The sequence below is a fragment of the Lacticaseibacillus casei DSM 20011 = JCM 1134 = ATCC 393 genome (assembly GCF_000829055.1).
Taxonomy (GTDB): domain Bacteria; phylum Bacillota; class Bacilli; order Lactobacillales; family Lactobacillaceae; genus Lacticaseibacillus; species Lacticaseibacillus casei.
Window position 1 is genome coordinate 1,374,536 of the sequence record NZ_AP012544.1, and the last position, 16,518, is coordinate 1,391,053.

Here is a 16,518-nt window from a genome sequence, read left to right on the forward strand (position 1 = left end):
CAAGGAGCGAAGAATATGGCAAAACAATATATTGCGATTAACTGGAATGCGATTGAAGATGAGGTCGATAAGGCGACTTGGGAAAAGTTGACGGAACAATTTTGGCTGGACACCCGGATCCCTTTGTCCAATGATTTAGACGATTGGCGCTCACTGAGTCCTGATGAACAGTGGGTTGTCGGGCATGTTTTTGGCGGGCTGACGCTGCTGGATACCTTGCAAAGTCAGGATGGCATGGCAAGTTTGCGGCAGAATATCCGGACGCAGCAGGAAACAGCGGTCTTGAACAACATTCAGTTCATGGAAAGTGTTCACGCCAAGAGTTACTCGTCAATTTTCTCAACGCTGAACACCCCTGCTGAAATTGATGAAATCTTCGACTGGACGAATCATAATGAACATCTTCAGTACAAAGCCAACAAAATCAACGATATTTACCACAATGGTTCGGCGTTGCAAAAGAAAATTGCCAGTGTCTTTTTGGAAACCTTCCTGTTTTATTCAGGCTTCTTTACCCCGTTGTATTATTTAGGCAACAACAAGCTGACCAATGTGGCGGAGATCATCAAGCTGATCATTCGGGACGAAAGTGTCCATGGCACGTACATCGGCTACAAGTTCCAATTAGGCTTCAATGAGTTGCCAGAAGCCGAGCAGCAAAAGTTGCAGGATTGGATGTACGATTTACTTTACGATTTGTACGAAAATGAAGAAAAGTATACGAATGATTTGTATGCTAAAACAAAGTGGACGGACGAGGTTTTGACATTCCTGCGTTACAACGCCAACAAAGCGCTCATGAATCTGGGCCAGGAAACCGCCTTTCCAGATACCGCTGACGATGTGAACCCGATTGTTATGAACGGTATTTCGACGTCAACAGCCAACCACGACTTCTTCTCCCAAGTCGGTAATGGTTATCGACTGGGACAGGTTGAAGCCATGCAGGATGACGACTATACATTTTCAACCGAAGATGAAGGCCACGATAAGTAAGGCTTTCGGAAATGAATGTGTTGAGGAATTAAAAAACCGGCTCCAGATGCGTCGCAGGTTATGCGATTCGTATCTGGAGCCGGTTTTTGATATTCACTTTTCAAGTCAGAATGGCGAGAATAGCCCATTTTGGATGATCGTACGACAGCCGCTTTTCCTTTTGGTCTAACTTTCTGCTTTTTGCTGATTGATCGTTTCATGAACGAGGCTTAAGAAGCGTTGGGCGATGCGTGAAAGCTCACGATCCCTTTTCCACACTAACGCAATCGGATCGGCTAATGCCGGAGCTAAAGGACGGAAGGTTAAGGAAGTGTTCGATGTTTGCGTCGCCAGATATTCGAGACATAGCGCGCGCCCTAATCCGACTGCGGTCATGCCTAAAGCATCAGCGGTCAAATCGTAAGTGCCAACAATGTAAGCTGGATCGAGTCCCTGTCCTAGCCAGTGTTCAAAGGCATTGCGAGTATGCGTGGCCCGCGGCAGAATCAGCTCGCTATCGTTGAGATCGTTTGGCGTGATCAGAAGGTTATCGGTTAAGGGATCATCTGTGGTCATCAAAACGCCCCAGGCATCGCGAATCGGGAGCGGCAGACTTTCGTACTGGGTCTGTTCCTTACCTGGGCGCAAAATAAAATCGTACATACCGGCTTCAAGATTAGCAATCAGACTTTCATCGGAACCATAAGTTACATGGACATGTAGACTGGGGTACTGCAGCCGGAGTGATTGGGCAACCTGCAACATCAGGCGCTTGCCACTGGTTTCGCTGGCACCAATGTAAAGATCACCACCCAGTGTATGTTTGCCTTGCAAATTATTTTTGGTGCGTTCGGCGATGGCGGTTAACTCGCGGGCCCGGTTCAATAAGTAGGTGCCATCTTCCGTCAAGGTGACTCGTCGATTCCCCCTGATCAGTAACTTAACACCCAGTTCTTTTTCTAGATCTTTTAATTGCCGCGATAACCCCGGCTGGGAGATACCTAATGTTCTGGCAGCAGCCGTAATACTGCCATGGTCGGCAATTTCAATAAAGTTACGCAACGTCTGCAGTTCCATAAGCTCCCCTACTTCCTATCAGTTCCGATTATCGCAGATGCTTTCCTATAACTATTATAACCTATCAAGACCACTTTGTATTCCCTTTCACACGCCTTTGCTCAACTGTGGCTTAAATCCGCTGCTCGGAAGATGATGCTTCAATGCATTCACTTCTGGTTATCAGCATTGCGTGGTGCTTTGTTTAGCGCCATTCTTCTAAAAAAGCATCGACTCAATGAGTCGATGCTAATGGGGCTACCAAATTTGAACACGTTTTTCCGGCGGTAGATACATGCCGTCGCCTGGTTGAACGTCAAACGTCGTGTACCAGTCATCCAGATTACGCGGCTGGATGTTGGCACGCAACTCATGCGGGGCGTGGACATCAACGGCCAGCAACATCTTTGCCCGTTCTAGGCGGGACTTGGAGCGCCAGATACGCGCCCAGTTAATGAAAAATGCACGCAGATCGGCATCCGGCTCGCGTTTGGCAGTATCCAAAGCTGCAGCCAAACCACCGGCGTCGGCGATATTTTCCGACACAACGAGTTTACCGTTAACTTTGCCTGCTTCGGTTTCGAGACCGTCAAATTCGTCAATCATGGCTTTGGTTAGCTCATTAAAGTGCGCATAGTCTGCTTTTTGCCACCAGTTGACCATATTACCGAATTCGTCAAACTGTGCCCCGTTATTATCGAACCCATGCGAAATTTCGTGAGCGATAACGGCACCGATGCCACCAAGGTTTTCTGAGGCAGTTTGCTTCAATGAATAAAATGGCGCCTGCAGAATCGCTGCTGGGAAGGTGATGTCATTTTTTGACGGGTCGTAACTGGCATTGACCAAATGGCCCGGCATGTTCCAGATACTGCGATCAACCGGCTTGCCCAGCTTATCGTAATTGTATTGTTGCTGAATAATTTGCATGGCTTTCAAATTCTCAAGTAATGACTTTTCTGGATCAACGTGGAGCAAATCGTAAATCGCTTCAGGTTTGTCCGGATAGCCCATTTTGAGTACCATCTTATCAAGTTTGAGGATAGCTTTATCTTTGGTTGGTTGTGAGAGCCAGTCAGAATTGGCTAGGCGTTGTTTGTAAGTGGCAATCATTTTTTCCACCAACTGGGTTACATCGGCTTTCGCCTTTTCGCCAAAATAAGTGCGGCCATAGTAAATACCGATTGGCTCACTGAAATAGGCATTGGCTACCCGATAAGCATGCTTAACCTGATCCGGTGATTTCGGTGCCCCGGATAATGCGCGATTATAGGTGCCGCCTAATTGCCGCAGTGGTTCACTCAAGAAGCCTGCAACACTATCGAGGCTTAATACATAAAGCCAGTCGCGGTAGTTCGCAAAATTGGCTTCATTGAATAACTGACCGAATTCATCCAAAAAGCGCGGATCGGCGACGACAATGGTATCCGGAACCGTTTTGAAAATTGCCTTCAAGAAGTTTTCAAAATCAAATGGTTTGAGCTTTTCAACGACAGTGGTTGTCGGCATTGGATTGTAAGCTTTTGGATAATCCGCCCACTCTTCGGAACTTTTGACGTGTTTAGCAATTTCGGCATCAAAAGCAAGCGCGCCAGCCAAGGTTGCCTTTTGCGCCGCTTCATCAAGATCGGTGTATGCCAGTAGCTTGCTCATCATGTCCTTGAAGATCGCAAGTAGTTGGGCGCCGTTTTGATTGTCTTTGGCGTAATAGGAAGTATCCGGCAAAATGGTCTTGGGTCCCATGAGATTAATCACATTTTTGCTGGTGTCCTTCATGTCGGCATCGACGAAGAGGTTGAACGGCGGATCAATGAGCTGTTGCTGCAGTAACTCGGCAGCACGTTGATTGTAGTCAGCCAAATCTTTGATGGCGGCAACTTGGTGCAACGTTGGTAAAGCCGGTGCAAAGCCGGCAGCGTCACGTGTCTTAAAATCCTTGGCTTGCTGATAAAGCGTGACTGCCTGCGCAAAATATTTGTCCGGTGCTTCTTTTGAACCATCGGCAACAGCTGCAAAGTCAGCCATCATTTTTTCTTCTACTTCGTCGGCTAAATCCTGGAAGCCGCCGGTACTGCTTTTGTCATCAGGAATGACTGCTTGATCCATCCAGGCCCCATTTACTGCTCGGTATAGATCATCTTGGTAGCGCACTTTACTCGTCATTCAAAAGCTCCTTTCATAATAAAACGATATATGACAATCTTAACGCATTTCTCATTTAGTTGCACGAGGAATCAGCTGAACGGCCGGCGTTGTCAACAAAAAGCGGAAACGGATGATCAATAAAAAGTGTTCAACTCACCAGTATATAAAAATATTTTATGGAATCGATACCATTCGAACTAATGAATTGTTTACAATCGAAATCGCTTTCTTTTTAATGATTAACTCGTTAAAATAGAGCATGTACCAAAATGACACTTAACAATCTTCGTTGAGTGTCACGAGATCGGATGTTGAACCGGCCTTCGGTTTCTAACCGGGCTGATTCACGCTTTACCATAACGCGTTCACCGGCGCAGGAGTCTGCGTGTAAGGGTCTTGGTCGCAATGGCCAAAGAGCGGGCCATCACGCCCAAGGCCACTTACACTCCGACTCCTAACCGCGCCGTTCACGCTCACAAGGAGGAAACCCATAGATGTACTATGTCATTATGAAGTCCCACGATATTCGCGAGAATTTGGCGACAGAGCAGTACTTGATGAACGCCAAACAGTTCGATGAGCCATTGCTGCTTTTTTATTATGAAAAGCCGAGTGTGATTGTCGGGCGCAACCAGAATACACTGGAAGAATTGAATCAGAAGTATGTTGAGGAACACAATATTGTTGTCACGCGGCGGCTATCAGGCGGCGGTGCGGTTTACCATGATTTGGGCAACCTGTGCTTCTCGTTCGTGGTCGATAGTGATTCTGAAGAATTCGGCGACTTCAAGTCCTTCACTCAGCCGATTGTGGATGCGATTCACACGTTGGGTGCCACGAGCGCCGAGGTTTCCGGCCGCAACGATATGCTGGTTGACGGCAAGAAGTTCTCTGGCAGTGCGATGTACACCCGCAACGGCAAGACGTTCTCTCATGGTACTTTAATGCTGGATGTGGACATGAGTGTCATTCCAAAGGTCCTCAACGTACCGGAAGACAAGATTAAGAGTAAAGGTATTAAGTCCGTTAAGAGTCGGGTCACCAACCTGCGCCCTTACTTGGACAAAAAGTATCAGGATATGACGCTTCCGGAATTTCGGGATATCTTGTTAACGCGTTTGTTCGGTGTGGATGATGTTGCTGAGATTAAAGACAAGGAATATCACGTTACTGACACTGACCGAGTCGAAATCAAGAAGATTTATGACGACGTTTACAACAACTGGGACTGGGTTTATGGCCACAGTCCGGAATTCACTACCAAGAAGCGTAAGCATTTCGATTACGGTACAATCGATGCCCGTTTTGATATTAAAGACGGCAAAATCGCAAACGTTAAATTCTACGGTGACTTCTTTGGACCACAAGATGTTGCTGACGTCGCCGCTGCGTTGAAAGACAAGCCGTATACGTCTCAGGCAGTTAAGGAGACGCTGGATGGCATTAACACCAATGATTACTTCACCAATATTCCTAAAGATGACGTGATCAACTTGCTGGTACCTTAAGCATTAATCAGTTCAATATTTCCAAAAAGGGGCAGCCATTTTACCGGCTGCCCCTTTATCTACGCCTTCTTAGAAGCGTTAATTATATTTAATTTGGCTAATGGCGTACGCCTGAATTCGTTTAGCTCCTCGCCCAGTTGCTACCGTAATGACGCCGCGTTCGTTGTACGGCTTAACTTTTGCCGCCTTAATGTCGACGACACGGCCTTTTAGGCAGCGGCGATCGATCGTATCGATCGCAACCTCGTGCTGTGAGTGTAAAGCATCTTGAAGCAAGTTGGTAATTTCTTCCGGGCGTTGTGCCATAAGAATTCCTCCTTCATCTTCATGCCGTCTGAAATGCTGGCGGCAACTGTTTCAACGCGTATTGTCGGTTTGCCGGGCAATACAGTAACTGAAAACGTTTACGAGTTCAGTATAACGGTTGCCGGACTAAATTTCAGTAACCTCGGCTCAGATCGACTTGGTGACTCGCTAACTGACCGCGTGATACCAAGGCTTGGAGGTTTTCATTAAAAATTTTAAAAACTTGGTCGCGCAAATGAGGAACCGTGCCGGAAATGTGCGGCGTCAACAAAACCTGATCCATGTCCCAAAGCGGCGAGGTTTGTGGCAATGGCTCGGGATCGACCACGTCAAGGACAGCGGCACGCAACTGCTGGGATTGCAGCGCTTGAACGAGTGCCGCTGTTTCAACGGACGCCCCGCGCCCGATGTTAACGAAAATTGGCTGCCGATCGAGAGCAGCAAAGAATTCTTCGTTGTAAAAATGTCTGGTAGCAGGCGTGAGCGGCAGTGCGTTAATCACAATGTCAGCCGTTCGAATCACCCGCTTTGTCTCGGCATCGGTTACGACATCCTCAAAGCCAGCTGCAGGCCGACCATGGGCACTGACACCAATCGTATGCAATCCTAGCGCATGCAACTTAGAGGCAATCGTCGAGCCAATATGGCCGGTTCCGAAAATAACCACCGTTAACCCCTTCAGCAGCGTCATCGGTGGCCGTTCCTGACGCAATGACCACATCTGGCGCCCTGCGCGAATCGCCGGTAGTATGCCGCGGCTGATGGTGAACAAAGCGCCAAGCACATATTCGGCGATCGGTTCCGCATGAATGCCGCTAGTATTGGCTAACAAGACGTGATGCTTGGCAAAATCAGCGAGCGGTAAATAGTCAACACCAGCGGACATTGCCTGGACAAACTGCAGATGGTCATAATTAACCGTTGCAGAGGCCGCATGCCAGCCGTAAATGACATCGATTTGCTGGGCGGTCGTTGCGTCCAGTTGATCTTCTTCGATCACGGTATGTCCAGCTTTTTCCAATACCTGCCGTTGCGCTGGTTCAAGACTGAAGCTATTTAGAATCTTCACGATTCATCCCTCTTTTCTGTCATGATGGTGCCAATTAGGTTTACCCCAATATTGGAAAAGATCGGTTCGAATTGTGCCATTGTAGAGTTTGCGGCGTTTGGTTGCTTTGCTGCCATAGGCTTTCTCAAAGCCCATGTCGCTCGTTAAAATGTATTTGCTCCAGGTGGTCAAAGGCGCAAAGGCCCGACCCATTTCCGCATACAGCTGGCGGACGGCCGCTTGATCACTTAGACGTTGGCCATAAGGCGGATTAGCCACTATGACGCCATTTTCTTTAGTGGTCGTAAAATCTTTAACCGCTAATTGTTTAAACTGAATGCTATGAAGTAAACCTGCTTGCTGGGCGTTTAACTTGGCCATGTCAATCATGTCACCGTTAATGTCACTCGCCTGAATATCAAGTTCTCGGTCAAAATCCGCCTGATCCATAGCCTGATCTTTGGTGGTCTGCAAGACGTCTTGATCAAAAAATCCGAAGTTTTCAAAGGCAAAATGCCGCTGCAGGCCCGGCGCCAAATGATGGCCAATTAAAGCCGCTTCTATCGCGATGGTTCCGGAACCGGTTGTGGGGTCGACAAACGGCATATCGGGATGCCAGTTGGTGAGCAAAACCAGTGCCGCCGCAAAGTTTTCTTTCAGCGGTGCCTCCCCTTTGGCAATCCGGTAGCCGCGTTTAAATAAGCTGGGACCGGTTGTATCCAGCGTCAGCGTTGCCACATCTTTTAAAATCGAAACTTCAAGCGGATACTTAGCTCCGGTTTCGGGTAAACGAGTGGTGCGGTGGTAAACGGCCGACATTTTCTCTACGATTGCTTTTTTGGTAATGGCTTGCGCATCAGGCTCAGAATGTAACTGTGAGCGAACCGCGCGGCCTTCAACCGGGAACGCCGCATCCAGTGGCAAATACTGATCCCACGGCAATGCTTTGACGCCTTCAAACAATTCATCGAAAGTGCGCGCCTTAAACTGACCGACCACGATTTTGATTCGATCGGCACTACGCAACCAGACGTTGGTTAAGGCAATGGTTTGATCATCGCCTTGAAAATACACTTTGCCATTTTCGGTTCGGGTCTCAATGCCCAGTGCTTTTAGTTCCTTGGTCGTAACAGCTTCCAGTCCTGCTGCCATGGTTGCGACGAGTTGATATGTCATGACGTGATTTCCTTTCAAAATGCCGGTTTAAAGAATGGTGTTCAGGTTTAGTTTAACTTTTTTTGGCGGGGTTGGCGATGTTGGATTTTAAGGTGGGCGGAATTGTTGGTGGGGATAGGCGATTGAGTTTTGCGTTCTGTAACGCGTTTACCGGCGCAGGAGCCCGCGTGTAAGGAGCTTGGGCGTGATGGCAAAGATCGCGTTAACTAGGAGATTTCTATGGTGGCAAGTATGTAGTCTGACTTTCGTTTTCTATAACGCGCTCACAGTCGCAGAAATCTGCGTGTAAGGACCTCGAGCGCAATGGCCAAAAACCTGCTAACTTAAGATCTTTCTATTTGAGGACTATCGGAGGTCTTACTTTTGCTTTCTATAACGCGCTCGCCAGCCCAGAAATCTGCGTGTAAGGACCTTGGTCGCAATGGCAAAGACCGCCATCACGCCCAAGGCCACTTACACTCCGGTTTCTAAGCGGGCTGGCTCGCGCTCACAAAAAAACAGCCCGAGTCTCCCCGAGCTGTGCCTGCATGTAGATCCCTATAAGCCATGTTTTGTTCCAGAGCCTGTTCAGGCGCAGGTTCCTTCAGTCATCATCTATCTCAGCGTTGCCGCTGTATTGCCGTCGCTTCAATTTGCTTGGCAAAACGCCCCTACCAAAAGTTTGGGTTACTCGCTCGCGGGGTTTACCCGTTCCACCGTTTAGGTTTCCCTGAACGTTTCGTCACTGTGGCACTTTTCAGACCTACTGGCGCATAGCCGAAACCTTAGCGCGGTTGGTCGCCGTAACCGTTGACACGGTCCCTAAGCTTATTGGGCTTAGCACGAACACTACAAGCATCGCAGCTTGTGCGGGCATGGACTTTCCTCAGCCTGCAGATGCAGACCGCGATCACTCAGGATCTACATGTGATCATCAATATTGGTCAACGTCGGAATGGCTGTTGTCATCGTGGGTATCAGCGCTGCCGCTATCCGACAGCTTTGAACCGAAAACATGATGCTCCAGATTACTCAGACGTTTAAGAATATCATAATTTGTGGCGGCAGCGTTGGTTTGCGGTGTCTGCGCACTGACATTCTTGGAAACACTCAGCTGTTTGGTTAGCTCATCGACCCGACTAAACAGCTTTGCATTTTCTTCTTTCAGTCGATCAATCTCGTTAGTAAAAGCTTCATAATCACGAATGATGCCGTCTAAAAATTCATCGACTTCATCCGGATCATAACCGCGAACCTTATTCTTGAACTTCTTGTCCAAAATATCTTTAGGTCCGTACTGGATACTAAATTTTGTTTCTTTGTTACTATCCATTCCGACACACCTCATTGTTTTCATGGAACCAGACTAACAATAAGCTTACCATATCTCAATCGTTTTGAAAATGCTCATTTTCCGCTTCTGCCATTTCTTGGGCAGTGTCTTCCAAATCGTCCATCGTAATCAACGTGACCGGATAATCACGCCGTTTTGCCATATCTTCGGCAGCGCGGTAATCCCACTGCGGCTTACCGGGAAACTCCGGATCGTAAACAATCACCGCAGCATCCGTGTGTGCGGTCATGAACCGCATATAACCCTGTAACTGTGCCGGTCGTTGATACGGCGCCTGCGAAACTGCATCGGAAAAATCGACTTGCTGGCGTAGTGCGGCCAGTTGTCCCTGATTGGCTTCATTCCACTTTGAGCCAAAATCCGTAAACGGCAGCATCATCGCAATTTTAAAGTCGGGATACAATGGCTTCAGCCTTAAAGCAACCTCGATTGCCCACTGCTCAACGCCTAATTGGCCGCCGGTAATCAGCCAGTTCAGGCCTTCATCCAGATACTGAAGCAGTGTGTTTTTTAATGAAATTTTAAGGACTTTTAGCTTCGGGTCCTGATTGCCAAAGACATTGAGTTCATAGGCACGGTATCCGGTTATCCACAATCGTTTTCCAGCCATGATTTTCCTCCAAATATTAGGCCAACGCGGTTGATATTGGTATAATAGCGCCAGGAGTGTGATCGCATGACCATTCGTTATCCCAATGGTAATCCATACAAAGACGGGACGCAATTATCACCGGATCCCGTTTCGCGCCCAACGATTTATGGCGGGCGTGGGATGACATTAGAAGAAGAACTTAATCTCAGTAATCAGTATTATCGCAGTGTTGACAAGGCGGTCGTGTATAAAAAGCCGACGCCTGTGCAAATTGTAAAAGTCGACTACCCCAAACGTAGCCAGGCGGTGATTCGCGAAGCGTACTTTAAGACACCTTCTACCACAGATTATAATGGGGTTTATCGTGGTTATTACCTTGACTTTGAAGCCAAGGAAACCAAGAATAAGGCAAGCTTCCCGCTAAAAAACTTCCATCAGCACCAGATTGATCATTTTCGGCGCTGTTTGAAGCAAAACGGGATCTGTTTTGTTGTGATTCGATTTGCGACAATTAAGCGGCTTTTTGTTTTTCCGGCAAGCCGATTAATCGCATGCTGGGATCACCAGAGCACCGGTGGCCGTAAGTCGATTCCATTAACAAAAATCATTCAACACGGATTTGAACTCCATCCGCAGTTGCAACCGGTCGTGCCGTTTCTTGACGGTGTTGACTGGTTGATCGAAACGAAAGTAGGTAATTTGCGTGGCTGATAATCAGAACATGTCGCGAATGGCGCGACGCCGCGAAGATAAACTCACTAATGGACCCAAGCCGCCCAAGAAATTGTGGCGGCGTATTCTCAAGTGGACATTGCTTGGATTGCTTGTCCTGTTCATTGCAGGCGTGGGCCTGTTCTCTTGGTATGCCAAAGATGCCCCTGAAGTCACCCAGGCGAAGTTGGAATCAGGCGGTTCCAGCACCATTTATGATCGCAGCGGAAACGAGATCACGACGCTTGGACTCGAAAACCGTGATTACGTGAAAGCTTCCGAAATTCCGCAGCGGTTGAAAGATGCCGTTGTTTCGATTGAAGATCGCCGGTTTTACGATGAAAAGTTAGGCATTGATCCGGTTCGAATCATCGGCGCCGCCTTCAACAACCTGACTGGAACCAGCGATGGCCTTCAAGGTGGTTCAACTTTGACGCAGCAGCTGATTAAGCTGTCTGTATTTAGTACGAAGTCATCTGACCAAACCCTGCGCCGTAAAGCTCAAGAAGCTTGGTTGGCGATGCAGGTCCAGCAAAAATACAGTAAAGATCAGATTCTGGAGTACTACATCAACAAAGTCTTCATGAATTATGGTCAGTACGGGATGAGCACCGGCGCCAAGTTTTATTTTAATAAATCGCTCAAAGACCTGACGTTAGCGCAGACGGCGTTCATTGCCGGTCTTCCGCAAAGTCCTGCCGGTTACGATCCGTACAAGTATCCGCAAAAGGCAACCCAGCGCCGCAATGCGGTTATTGATGCGATGCTGCGGGACAAGAAAATCACAGCAGCAGACGCTAAAAAGGCCAAGGCTACGCCGATTACGGATGGCTTGCAGCCGAAACAGCAGCAAACCAATACCACGGCCAATGACAAGATTATCGATTCTTACCTCACCCAGGTGATAGCCGAAGTGAAGAAGAAAACCGGGTTAAATCCGTATACCGATAATCTGGATATTTATACCAATATTGACATGAGTGCCCAGCGCCGGTTGTATGACATTGTTAATACCGACGACTATGTGAGCTTCCCTGATGATTCTTTCCAAACCGGGGTTACCATGACCGATCCGGATAATGGTGAAGTGCTGGCACAGATTGGTGGCCGTAAAACCGGCGATGTACGCCTTGCCTATAACCGCGCGGCACAAAATACCCGTAGTAACGGATCGACCATGAAACCGCTCATGGATTATGGGCCGGCCATTGAATATCTGAACTATTCTACGTATGAACAAATGCTGGATGAACCTTACCAGTATCCGGGAACCAGTATTTCCTTATATGACTGGGACAAGAAGTATCAAGGCCGTATTTCTATGCGGACCGCCCTCGAACAATCGCGGAATATTCCGGCGGTCAAAACTTTGAGTGCTGTTGGTATGACCAACGCCGTGAAGTTCCTGAAAGGCTTGGGTATTGATTTACCAAGTTCGGAGCAGTACCTCTCAAGTGCGATCGGCGCTTCGGTTAACACGGTTCAAGAAGCAGGCGCTTATGGGGCTTTTGCGAACGGCGGCACGTATTACAAACCGTATTACGTCAACAAGGTTGTGAGTGCTGACGGCAACACACAGACCTTCAACAGTCAAGGAACGCGTGCGATGAAGTCCAGTACCGCGTATATGATTACCGACATGCTGAAAGGTGTCTTGACCAAGGGTACCGGCACCGCGGCAGCTATTTCCGGACTTCACCAGGCCGGCAAAACCGGGACCACCGATTACAGCGATGCCGAACTTAAACAAAATCCGGCGTTAAACGCAACGGGAATTGCTAAGGACGCTTGGTTCACCGGATATACGCGCAATCGGGTCATTTCGGTTTGGACAGGCTACGATAAACCGACGTCGCATGGCATTAGTTATGCTGAGCAGGAGATCTCGCAGAAAATATACAAAGCGCTGATGAGTTATACCTCACAGAATCTGGATAATCGCGACTGGACCCAACCAGATACGGTTGAATCCTACAACATTCTAAAAGGCAGCAATCCGGGAACCGCGATTACTGGCGGCTCAGGTAATACCACGAAAGAACTGTACGTCCGTGGTCATGGGCCAAGCAGTCGCAAAGCGGTCGCCGAGTCTTCATCCTCAAGTGCCACTTCCGAATCATCGTCGTCACGGGCTAGTGATGAAAGCTCAAGCAGTGAAGTTTCCGAAAGCGTTGAATCAAGCGTTTCCACACCGAGTGTCACAACGCCAAGTGCCTCGCAGGCTTCACAAGAAGAACCATCTTCAAATAGTACGCCTTCATCGGCAAGCGGTGGTGGCTCCTCTGGCGGCAATCAGTAAGGCATTTAAACTGCCGACTGAATACTAAAAAGCTCGACGTTACTGCCAAATGTTTTGGCGGTGGCGTCGAGTTTTTTGACGTGGAAACTTGATTGAATTTTGGGCCCTTTCGAGTTCACACTTCATGTCAAAAGGTCCTACTGCTTTGATGCAGGCACATCAAACAGTGGGACCTTTTCTATAACGTTAATCTTGTGGTGCTAAGTGTAAGACATCCAAATGATGTTGCTTTAACAAGGCTTCACCATATGGATCATTGCGATAGTCGTGCGCGTAAACAATGCGCTTAATCCCGGCTTGAATCAAAGCCTTAGTGCAATTCAGACACGGGAAGAAGTTCACGTAAACAGTCGCGCCGTGGGTACTGACACCATTGGCTGCGCATTGGATAATCGCGTTCATCTCTGCGTGAATCGTGCGAATGCAGTGGCCGTCACGCATTAAGTGCCCTGCCTCATCACAATGCGGATCGCCACTGATGGCGCCATTATAGCCCGTGGCAATGATGCGGTGTTCCTGCACTAAAACAGCGCCAACAGTGGCTCGCTCACAAGTTGACCGTTCCGAAACTTGTTGCGCGAGTTCGAGAAAATAATGATCCCAACTTTCACGATGAACCTTTCGTTTAGATGGCACAATTTTATCTGTCAATGCTTAGCTGCCTCCTTAAGCGGCGCGTAATGCTCTGCTAAAAATGACCATTCGGAACCGGCCGGTATTTTTGGGTCTTGGGCGCGTAAATGCTCGCGACCAAAACGAATCAGGCTGCGGTGCAACTTGATCCAGGTAGACTTCGGCATTAATGCTTCCAGTCGCTTCTGAATCTGAACTGGCGTGGCCTTAGGCGAAACTAATCCCAACCCCTTCACAATCCGACTGACATGTGTATCGACGGCCACGCCAGGAATGCCGAACGCATCGCTAAGTACGACCGTCGCCGTTTTCTTGCCGACCCCTGGCAGCTTAACCAAATCAGCTGCGTCAGCCGGAACCTTACCGCCATATGACTGAACCAAAATGGCACTTAATGCCTTTAAGTGGGCTGCTTTCGTCCGGTACAACCCGAGTCGGCTGATTTTTTCGGCAATATCCGTCACCGGCGCAGCGGCCATTGCTTCCGGAGTTGGATAAGCCGCAAACAATGCCGGGGTGACAGCATTGACGGCAACATCTGTCGTTTGCGCCGACAGCATCACCGCAACCAGAATTTCAAAAGGGTTCGCTGCGTGCAATGTCGGTTCGGGATCAGGATATAGTGCCATGATTTGGTTAAACAATTGCCTAGCCTCTGCGTCAGTCATGAATGCGCCTCCTAGTTGTCTTCCACCGCTTTTACTCGATGAAAGTATGATCTGATGTGATGGTGAATCTAAAGCTCCTGATGCCGCTTAATGTCAGCTTGAACTTGTTGCGCGGTTTTGAGATGGCGGCGTTCCCAGTTTAGCAAAATACGATCCATATATTTTAATGAGTACGCCGAATTCAAAACCGCCTCGCGTAACGCCAACAAAATGACCTCTGGCAGATAATGATCAGTAGTCAACCAGTCCCGAATGGTTTCCTGCTCAATCGGGGAAAGCGGCCGGCCAAATTCAATTTCGATTTGATTGAAAACGTTTGTCTGGGCATCGGCATTTGGTTGCGTCACCGCCGTGCTGGTGGTTTGACCGCTATTCGGAATCTTTGCAAGTAGCGGACTGAGATCATAGTAATCCCGCATCCGCCCTTGATTGTCAGGAACGCTTTCCAGTACGATCGCCTTTTTTTGAATCAAGGTTTCAATGGCTGTGTAAATCGCGTTAGGTGCGACATTCATCAGGTTGGCTAATGCTTTGAGATCCGGGGCCTGATGGTGGTTGGATTGCCATTGATCCAAAAAAAGATACGTCAGAAATTCGGTCTGTGTCAGCCCCAATGCTGGATAATGGTCAAACAGCAGGTTCGAGACACTGAACTGCCCTGCTTCAGTATAAGTCCTTAAATCAGTCATTCTTGTGACCCTCCAAAAAAAGCCGGCGCGTTGGCGTCCGACTTTTGCGTGCCATTACGGCTTCAAACGATTGATCATGCGTGGGAATGGGATGGCTTCGCGTAAGTGATCCAGCTTGCAGATCCAGGTAATTGCCCGCTCCAGACCCAAACCAAAACCGGAATGCGGAACGGATCCATACTTGCGCAAGTCTAGGTACCATTCGTATTCATCCAAATCAAGCCCGGCTTTTTCGATGGCAGCCTTTAATGTGTCATAATCGGTTTCACGTTCGGAACCGCCAATAATTTCGCCATAGCCTTCAGGTGCCAGCATATCGGCACAGACATATTGCTGGGGATCATCCGGATCCGTAAACATATAAAACGGTTTGATATTTTTCGGATAATTCAAAACAAACACCGGCTGATCGAATTGGTCAGACAGGTAGGTTTCTTCAGGCGAGCCAAAATCATCACCATACTTCACATCCATTCCGGCATCCTGCAGCATTTCGATCGCCTTTTTATAGCTGATACGTGGGTATGGGAGCTTGATGTATTGTTTGAGAACTTCAGGATCGCGACCGAGCAAATGCAGCGGATAACTGCAGTTGTCCAAAACCGCCTGAACTAAGTAAGCAACGTAACGTTCCTGAACCTTGAGGCTTTCTTCCTGATGACAAAAGGCCATTTCCGGTTCGATCATCCAAAATTCGGTCAAATGACGGCGGGTCTTGCTCTTTTCCGCCCGGAACACAGGACCGCAAGTGAAGACTTTACCATAAGCCATGGCGCCCGCTTCAGCATACAGCTGGCCGGACTGACTGAGATAAGCCTTCTTATCAAAGTAATCGGTCTCGAACAATTCGGTTGTTCCTTCAGGGGCCGAATCAGTCAGAATTGGCGGATCCATTTTAATAAAGCCTTCGTTGTTGAAAAATTCAAAGGTTGCCCGGATCATTTCGTTACGGATTTGTTGAATGGCAAATTGGCGTTTGGACCGTAACCAAAGATGACGGTGGTCCAACAAGAACTCAATACCGTGTTCCTTAGGAGTGATTGGATAATCTTCAGAGTCGCCGACAAGTTTGATGTCGCGAACTTCAATTTCGTAGCCAAAATGACTGCGGCTGTCTTGATGAATGACGCCGGTGATCCACATGCTGGACTCTTGGCGCAGCTCCTTGGCGAGCTTAAACACTTCATCTGACACGTCAGCTTTAGAAACAACGCCTTGAAAATACGCCGAGCCATCGCGTAACTGAAGAAAGGCAATCTTGCCAGAGCTTCGTTTGTCAGTCAACCACGCGCCAATTTTTACTTCTTCGTTTACATGTTCCTTTGCATCAATGATGCGAATCTTTTCGGTCATGCCTTAACTCCCCACTTTAAAAATAT

The 16,518-nt window shown here is 48.2% G+C and carries 15 protein-coding genes and 1 other RNA gene; 4 read left to right on the forward strand and 12 right to left on the reverse strand.

The features are described 5' to 3' along the window. Nucleotides 1–15 precede the first annotated feature (15 nt). Entirely contained in the window at nucleotides 16–996 is a 981-nt protein-coding gene (gene nrdF, locus LBCZ_RS06845) for a class 1b ribonucleoside-diphosphate reductase subunit beta (RefSeq protein WP_025012384.1), read from the forward strand. Between the two features lie 165 nt (nucleotides 997–1,161). Here the strand turns inward: nrdF and LBCZ_RS06850 are convergent, their stop codons facing one another. Both LBCZ_RS06850 and LBCZ_RS06855 read right to left on the reverse strand, forming a co-directional pair. Next, nucleotides 1,162–2,052: a LysR family transcriptional regulator gene (locus tag LBCZ_RS06850; protein ID WP_025012385.1), complete on the reverse strand. Its 891-nt coding sequence runs from the start codon at nucleotides 2,050–2,052 to the stop codon at nucleotides 1,162–1,164. Between the two features lie 237 nt (nucleotides 2,053–2,289). Continuing rightward, the gene (locus LBCZ_RS06855; RefSeq protein ID WP_025012386.1) at nucleotides 2,290–4,194 is read right to left on the reverse strand and encodes a M13 family metallopeptidase; all 1,905 of its coding nucleotides are present in this window, start codon (nucleotides 4,192–4,194) and stop codon (nucleotides 2,290–2,292) included. 476 nt (nucleotides 4,195–4,670) lie between these two features. Between LBCZ_RS06855 and LBCZ_RS06860 the strand changes: the two genes are divergently transcribed. Then, the gene (locus LBCZ_RS06860; RefSeq protein WP_025012387.1) at nucleotides 4,671–5,684 is read left to right on the forward strand and encodes a lipoate--protein ligase; all 1,014 of its coding nucleotides are present in this window, start codon (nucleotides 4,671–4,673) and stop codon (nucleotides 5,682–5,684) included. Between the two features lie 78 nt (nucleotides 5,685–5,762). Here the strand turns inward: LBCZ_RS06860 and LBCZ_RS06865 are convergent, their stop codons facing one another. From LBCZ_RS06865 to LBCZ_RS06885, 6 genes are all read right to left on the reverse strand, one after another. After that, the gene (locus LBCZ_RS06865; RefSeq protein ID WP_025012388.1) at nucleotides 5,763–5,990 is read right to left on the reverse strand and encodes a hypothetical protein; all 228 of its coding nucleotides are present in this window, start codon (nucleotides 5,988–5,990) and stop codon (nucleotides 5,763–5,765) included. 133 nt (nucleotides 5,991–6,123) lie between these two features. Continuing rightward, nucleotides 6,124–7,059, reverse strand: a complete 936-nt coding sequence (locus LBCZ_RS06870; RefSeq protein ID WP_025012389.1) for a phosphoglycerate dehydrogenase — start codon at nucleotides 7,057–7,059, stop codon at nucleotides 6,124–6,126. A 3-nt stretch (nucleotides 7,060–7,062) separates the two neighbouring features. Further along, nucleotides 7,063–8,214 carry a THUMP domain-containing class I SAM-dependent RNA methyltransferase gene (locus LBCZ_RS06875; protein ID WP_025012390.1) on the reverse strand — a complete coding sequence of 384 codons (1,152 nt, stop codon included), beginning with the start codon at nucleotides 8,212–8,214 and terminating at the stop codon, nucleotides 7,063–7,065. A 535-nt stretch (nucleotides 8,215–8,749) separates the two neighbouring features. Continuing rightward, an RNA gene (rnpB, locus tag LBCZ_RS14440) (RNase P RNA component class B) lies at nucleotides 8,750–9,115 on the reverse strand. A gap of 12 nt (nucleotides 9,116–9,127) precedes the next feature. After that, on the reverse strand, nucleotides 9,128–9,526 hold the full coding sequence (gpsB, locus tag LBCZ_RS06880) for a cell division regulator GpsB (RefSeq protein ID WP_025012391.1): 399 nt from the start codon (nucleotides 9,524–9,526) through the stop codon (nucleotides 9,128–9,130). Nucleotides 9,527–9,581: 55 nt separating this feature from the next. Beyond that, nucleotides 9,582–10,157 carry an SLOG family protein gene (locus LBCZ_RS06885; protein ID WP_025012392.1) on the reverse strand — a complete coding sequence of 192 codons (576 nt, stop codon included), beginning with the start codon at nucleotides 10,155–10,157 and terminating at the stop codon, nucleotides 9,582–9,584. 66 nt (nucleotides 10,158–10,223) lie between these two features. Between LBCZ_RS06885 and recU the strand changes: the two genes are divergently transcribed. Then, a complete protein-coding gene (gene recU / locus LBCZ_RS06890) occupies nucleotides 10,224–10,850 on the forward strand; it encodes a Holliday junction resolvase RecU (RefSeq protein ID WP_025012393.1) in 627 nt (208 codons plus the stop codon). Further along, nucleotides 10,843–13,149 (forward strand): PBP1A family penicillin-binding protein, encoded by a 2,307-nt coding sequence (locus LBCZ_RS06895; RefSeq protein WP_025012394.1) that lies wholly within the window; start codon nucleotides 10,843–10,845, stop codon nucleotides 13,147–13,149. Before recU ends, LBCZ_RS06895 begins: the two co-directional genes overlap by 8 nt. 186 nt (nucleotides 13,150–13,335) lie before the next feature. On the opposite strand, the gene LBCZ_RS06900 is transcribed toward LBCZ_RS06895, so the two are convergent. The 4 genes from LBCZ_RS06900 to asnS all read right to left on the reverse strand — a co-directional run bounded on the left by LBCZ_RS06900 (nucleotide 13,336) and on the right by asnS (nucleotide 16,492). Next, nucleotides 13,336–13,800 carry a deoxycytidylate deaminase gene (locus LBCZ_RS06900; RefSeq protein ID WP_025012395.1) on the reverse strand — a complete coding sequence of 155 codons (465 nt, stop codon included), beginning with the start codon at nucleotides 13,798–13,800 and terminating at the stop codon, nucleotides 13,336–13,338. Beyond that, nucleotides 13,797–14,450 carry an endonuclease III gene (gene nth, locus LBCZ_RS06905; protein WP_025012396.1) on the reverse strand — a complete coding sequence of 218 codons (654 nt, stop codon included), beginning with the start codon at nucleotides 14,448–14,450 and terminating at the stop codon, nucleotides 13,797–13,799. Before nth ends, LBCZ_RS06900 begins: the two co-directional genes overlap by 4 nt. Before the next feature lie 68 nt (nucleotides 14,451–14,518). Next, on the reverse strand, nucleotides 14,519–15,139 hold the full coding sequence (locus tag LBCZ_RS06910; RefSeq protein ID WP_025012397.1) for a DnaD domain-containing protein: 621 nt from the start codon (nucleotides 15,137–15,139) through the stop codon (nucleotides 14,519–14,521). 54 nt (nucleotides 15,140–15,193) lie between these two features. After that, complete coding sequence (gene asnS, locus LBCZ_RS06915) at nucleotides 15,194–16,492, reverse strand: asparagine--tRNA ligase (protein ID WP_025012398.1); 1,299 nt, start codon at nucleotides 16,490–16,492, stop codon at nucleotides 15,194–15,196. Between the last annotated feature and the right edge of the window lie 26 nt (nucleotides 16,493–16,518).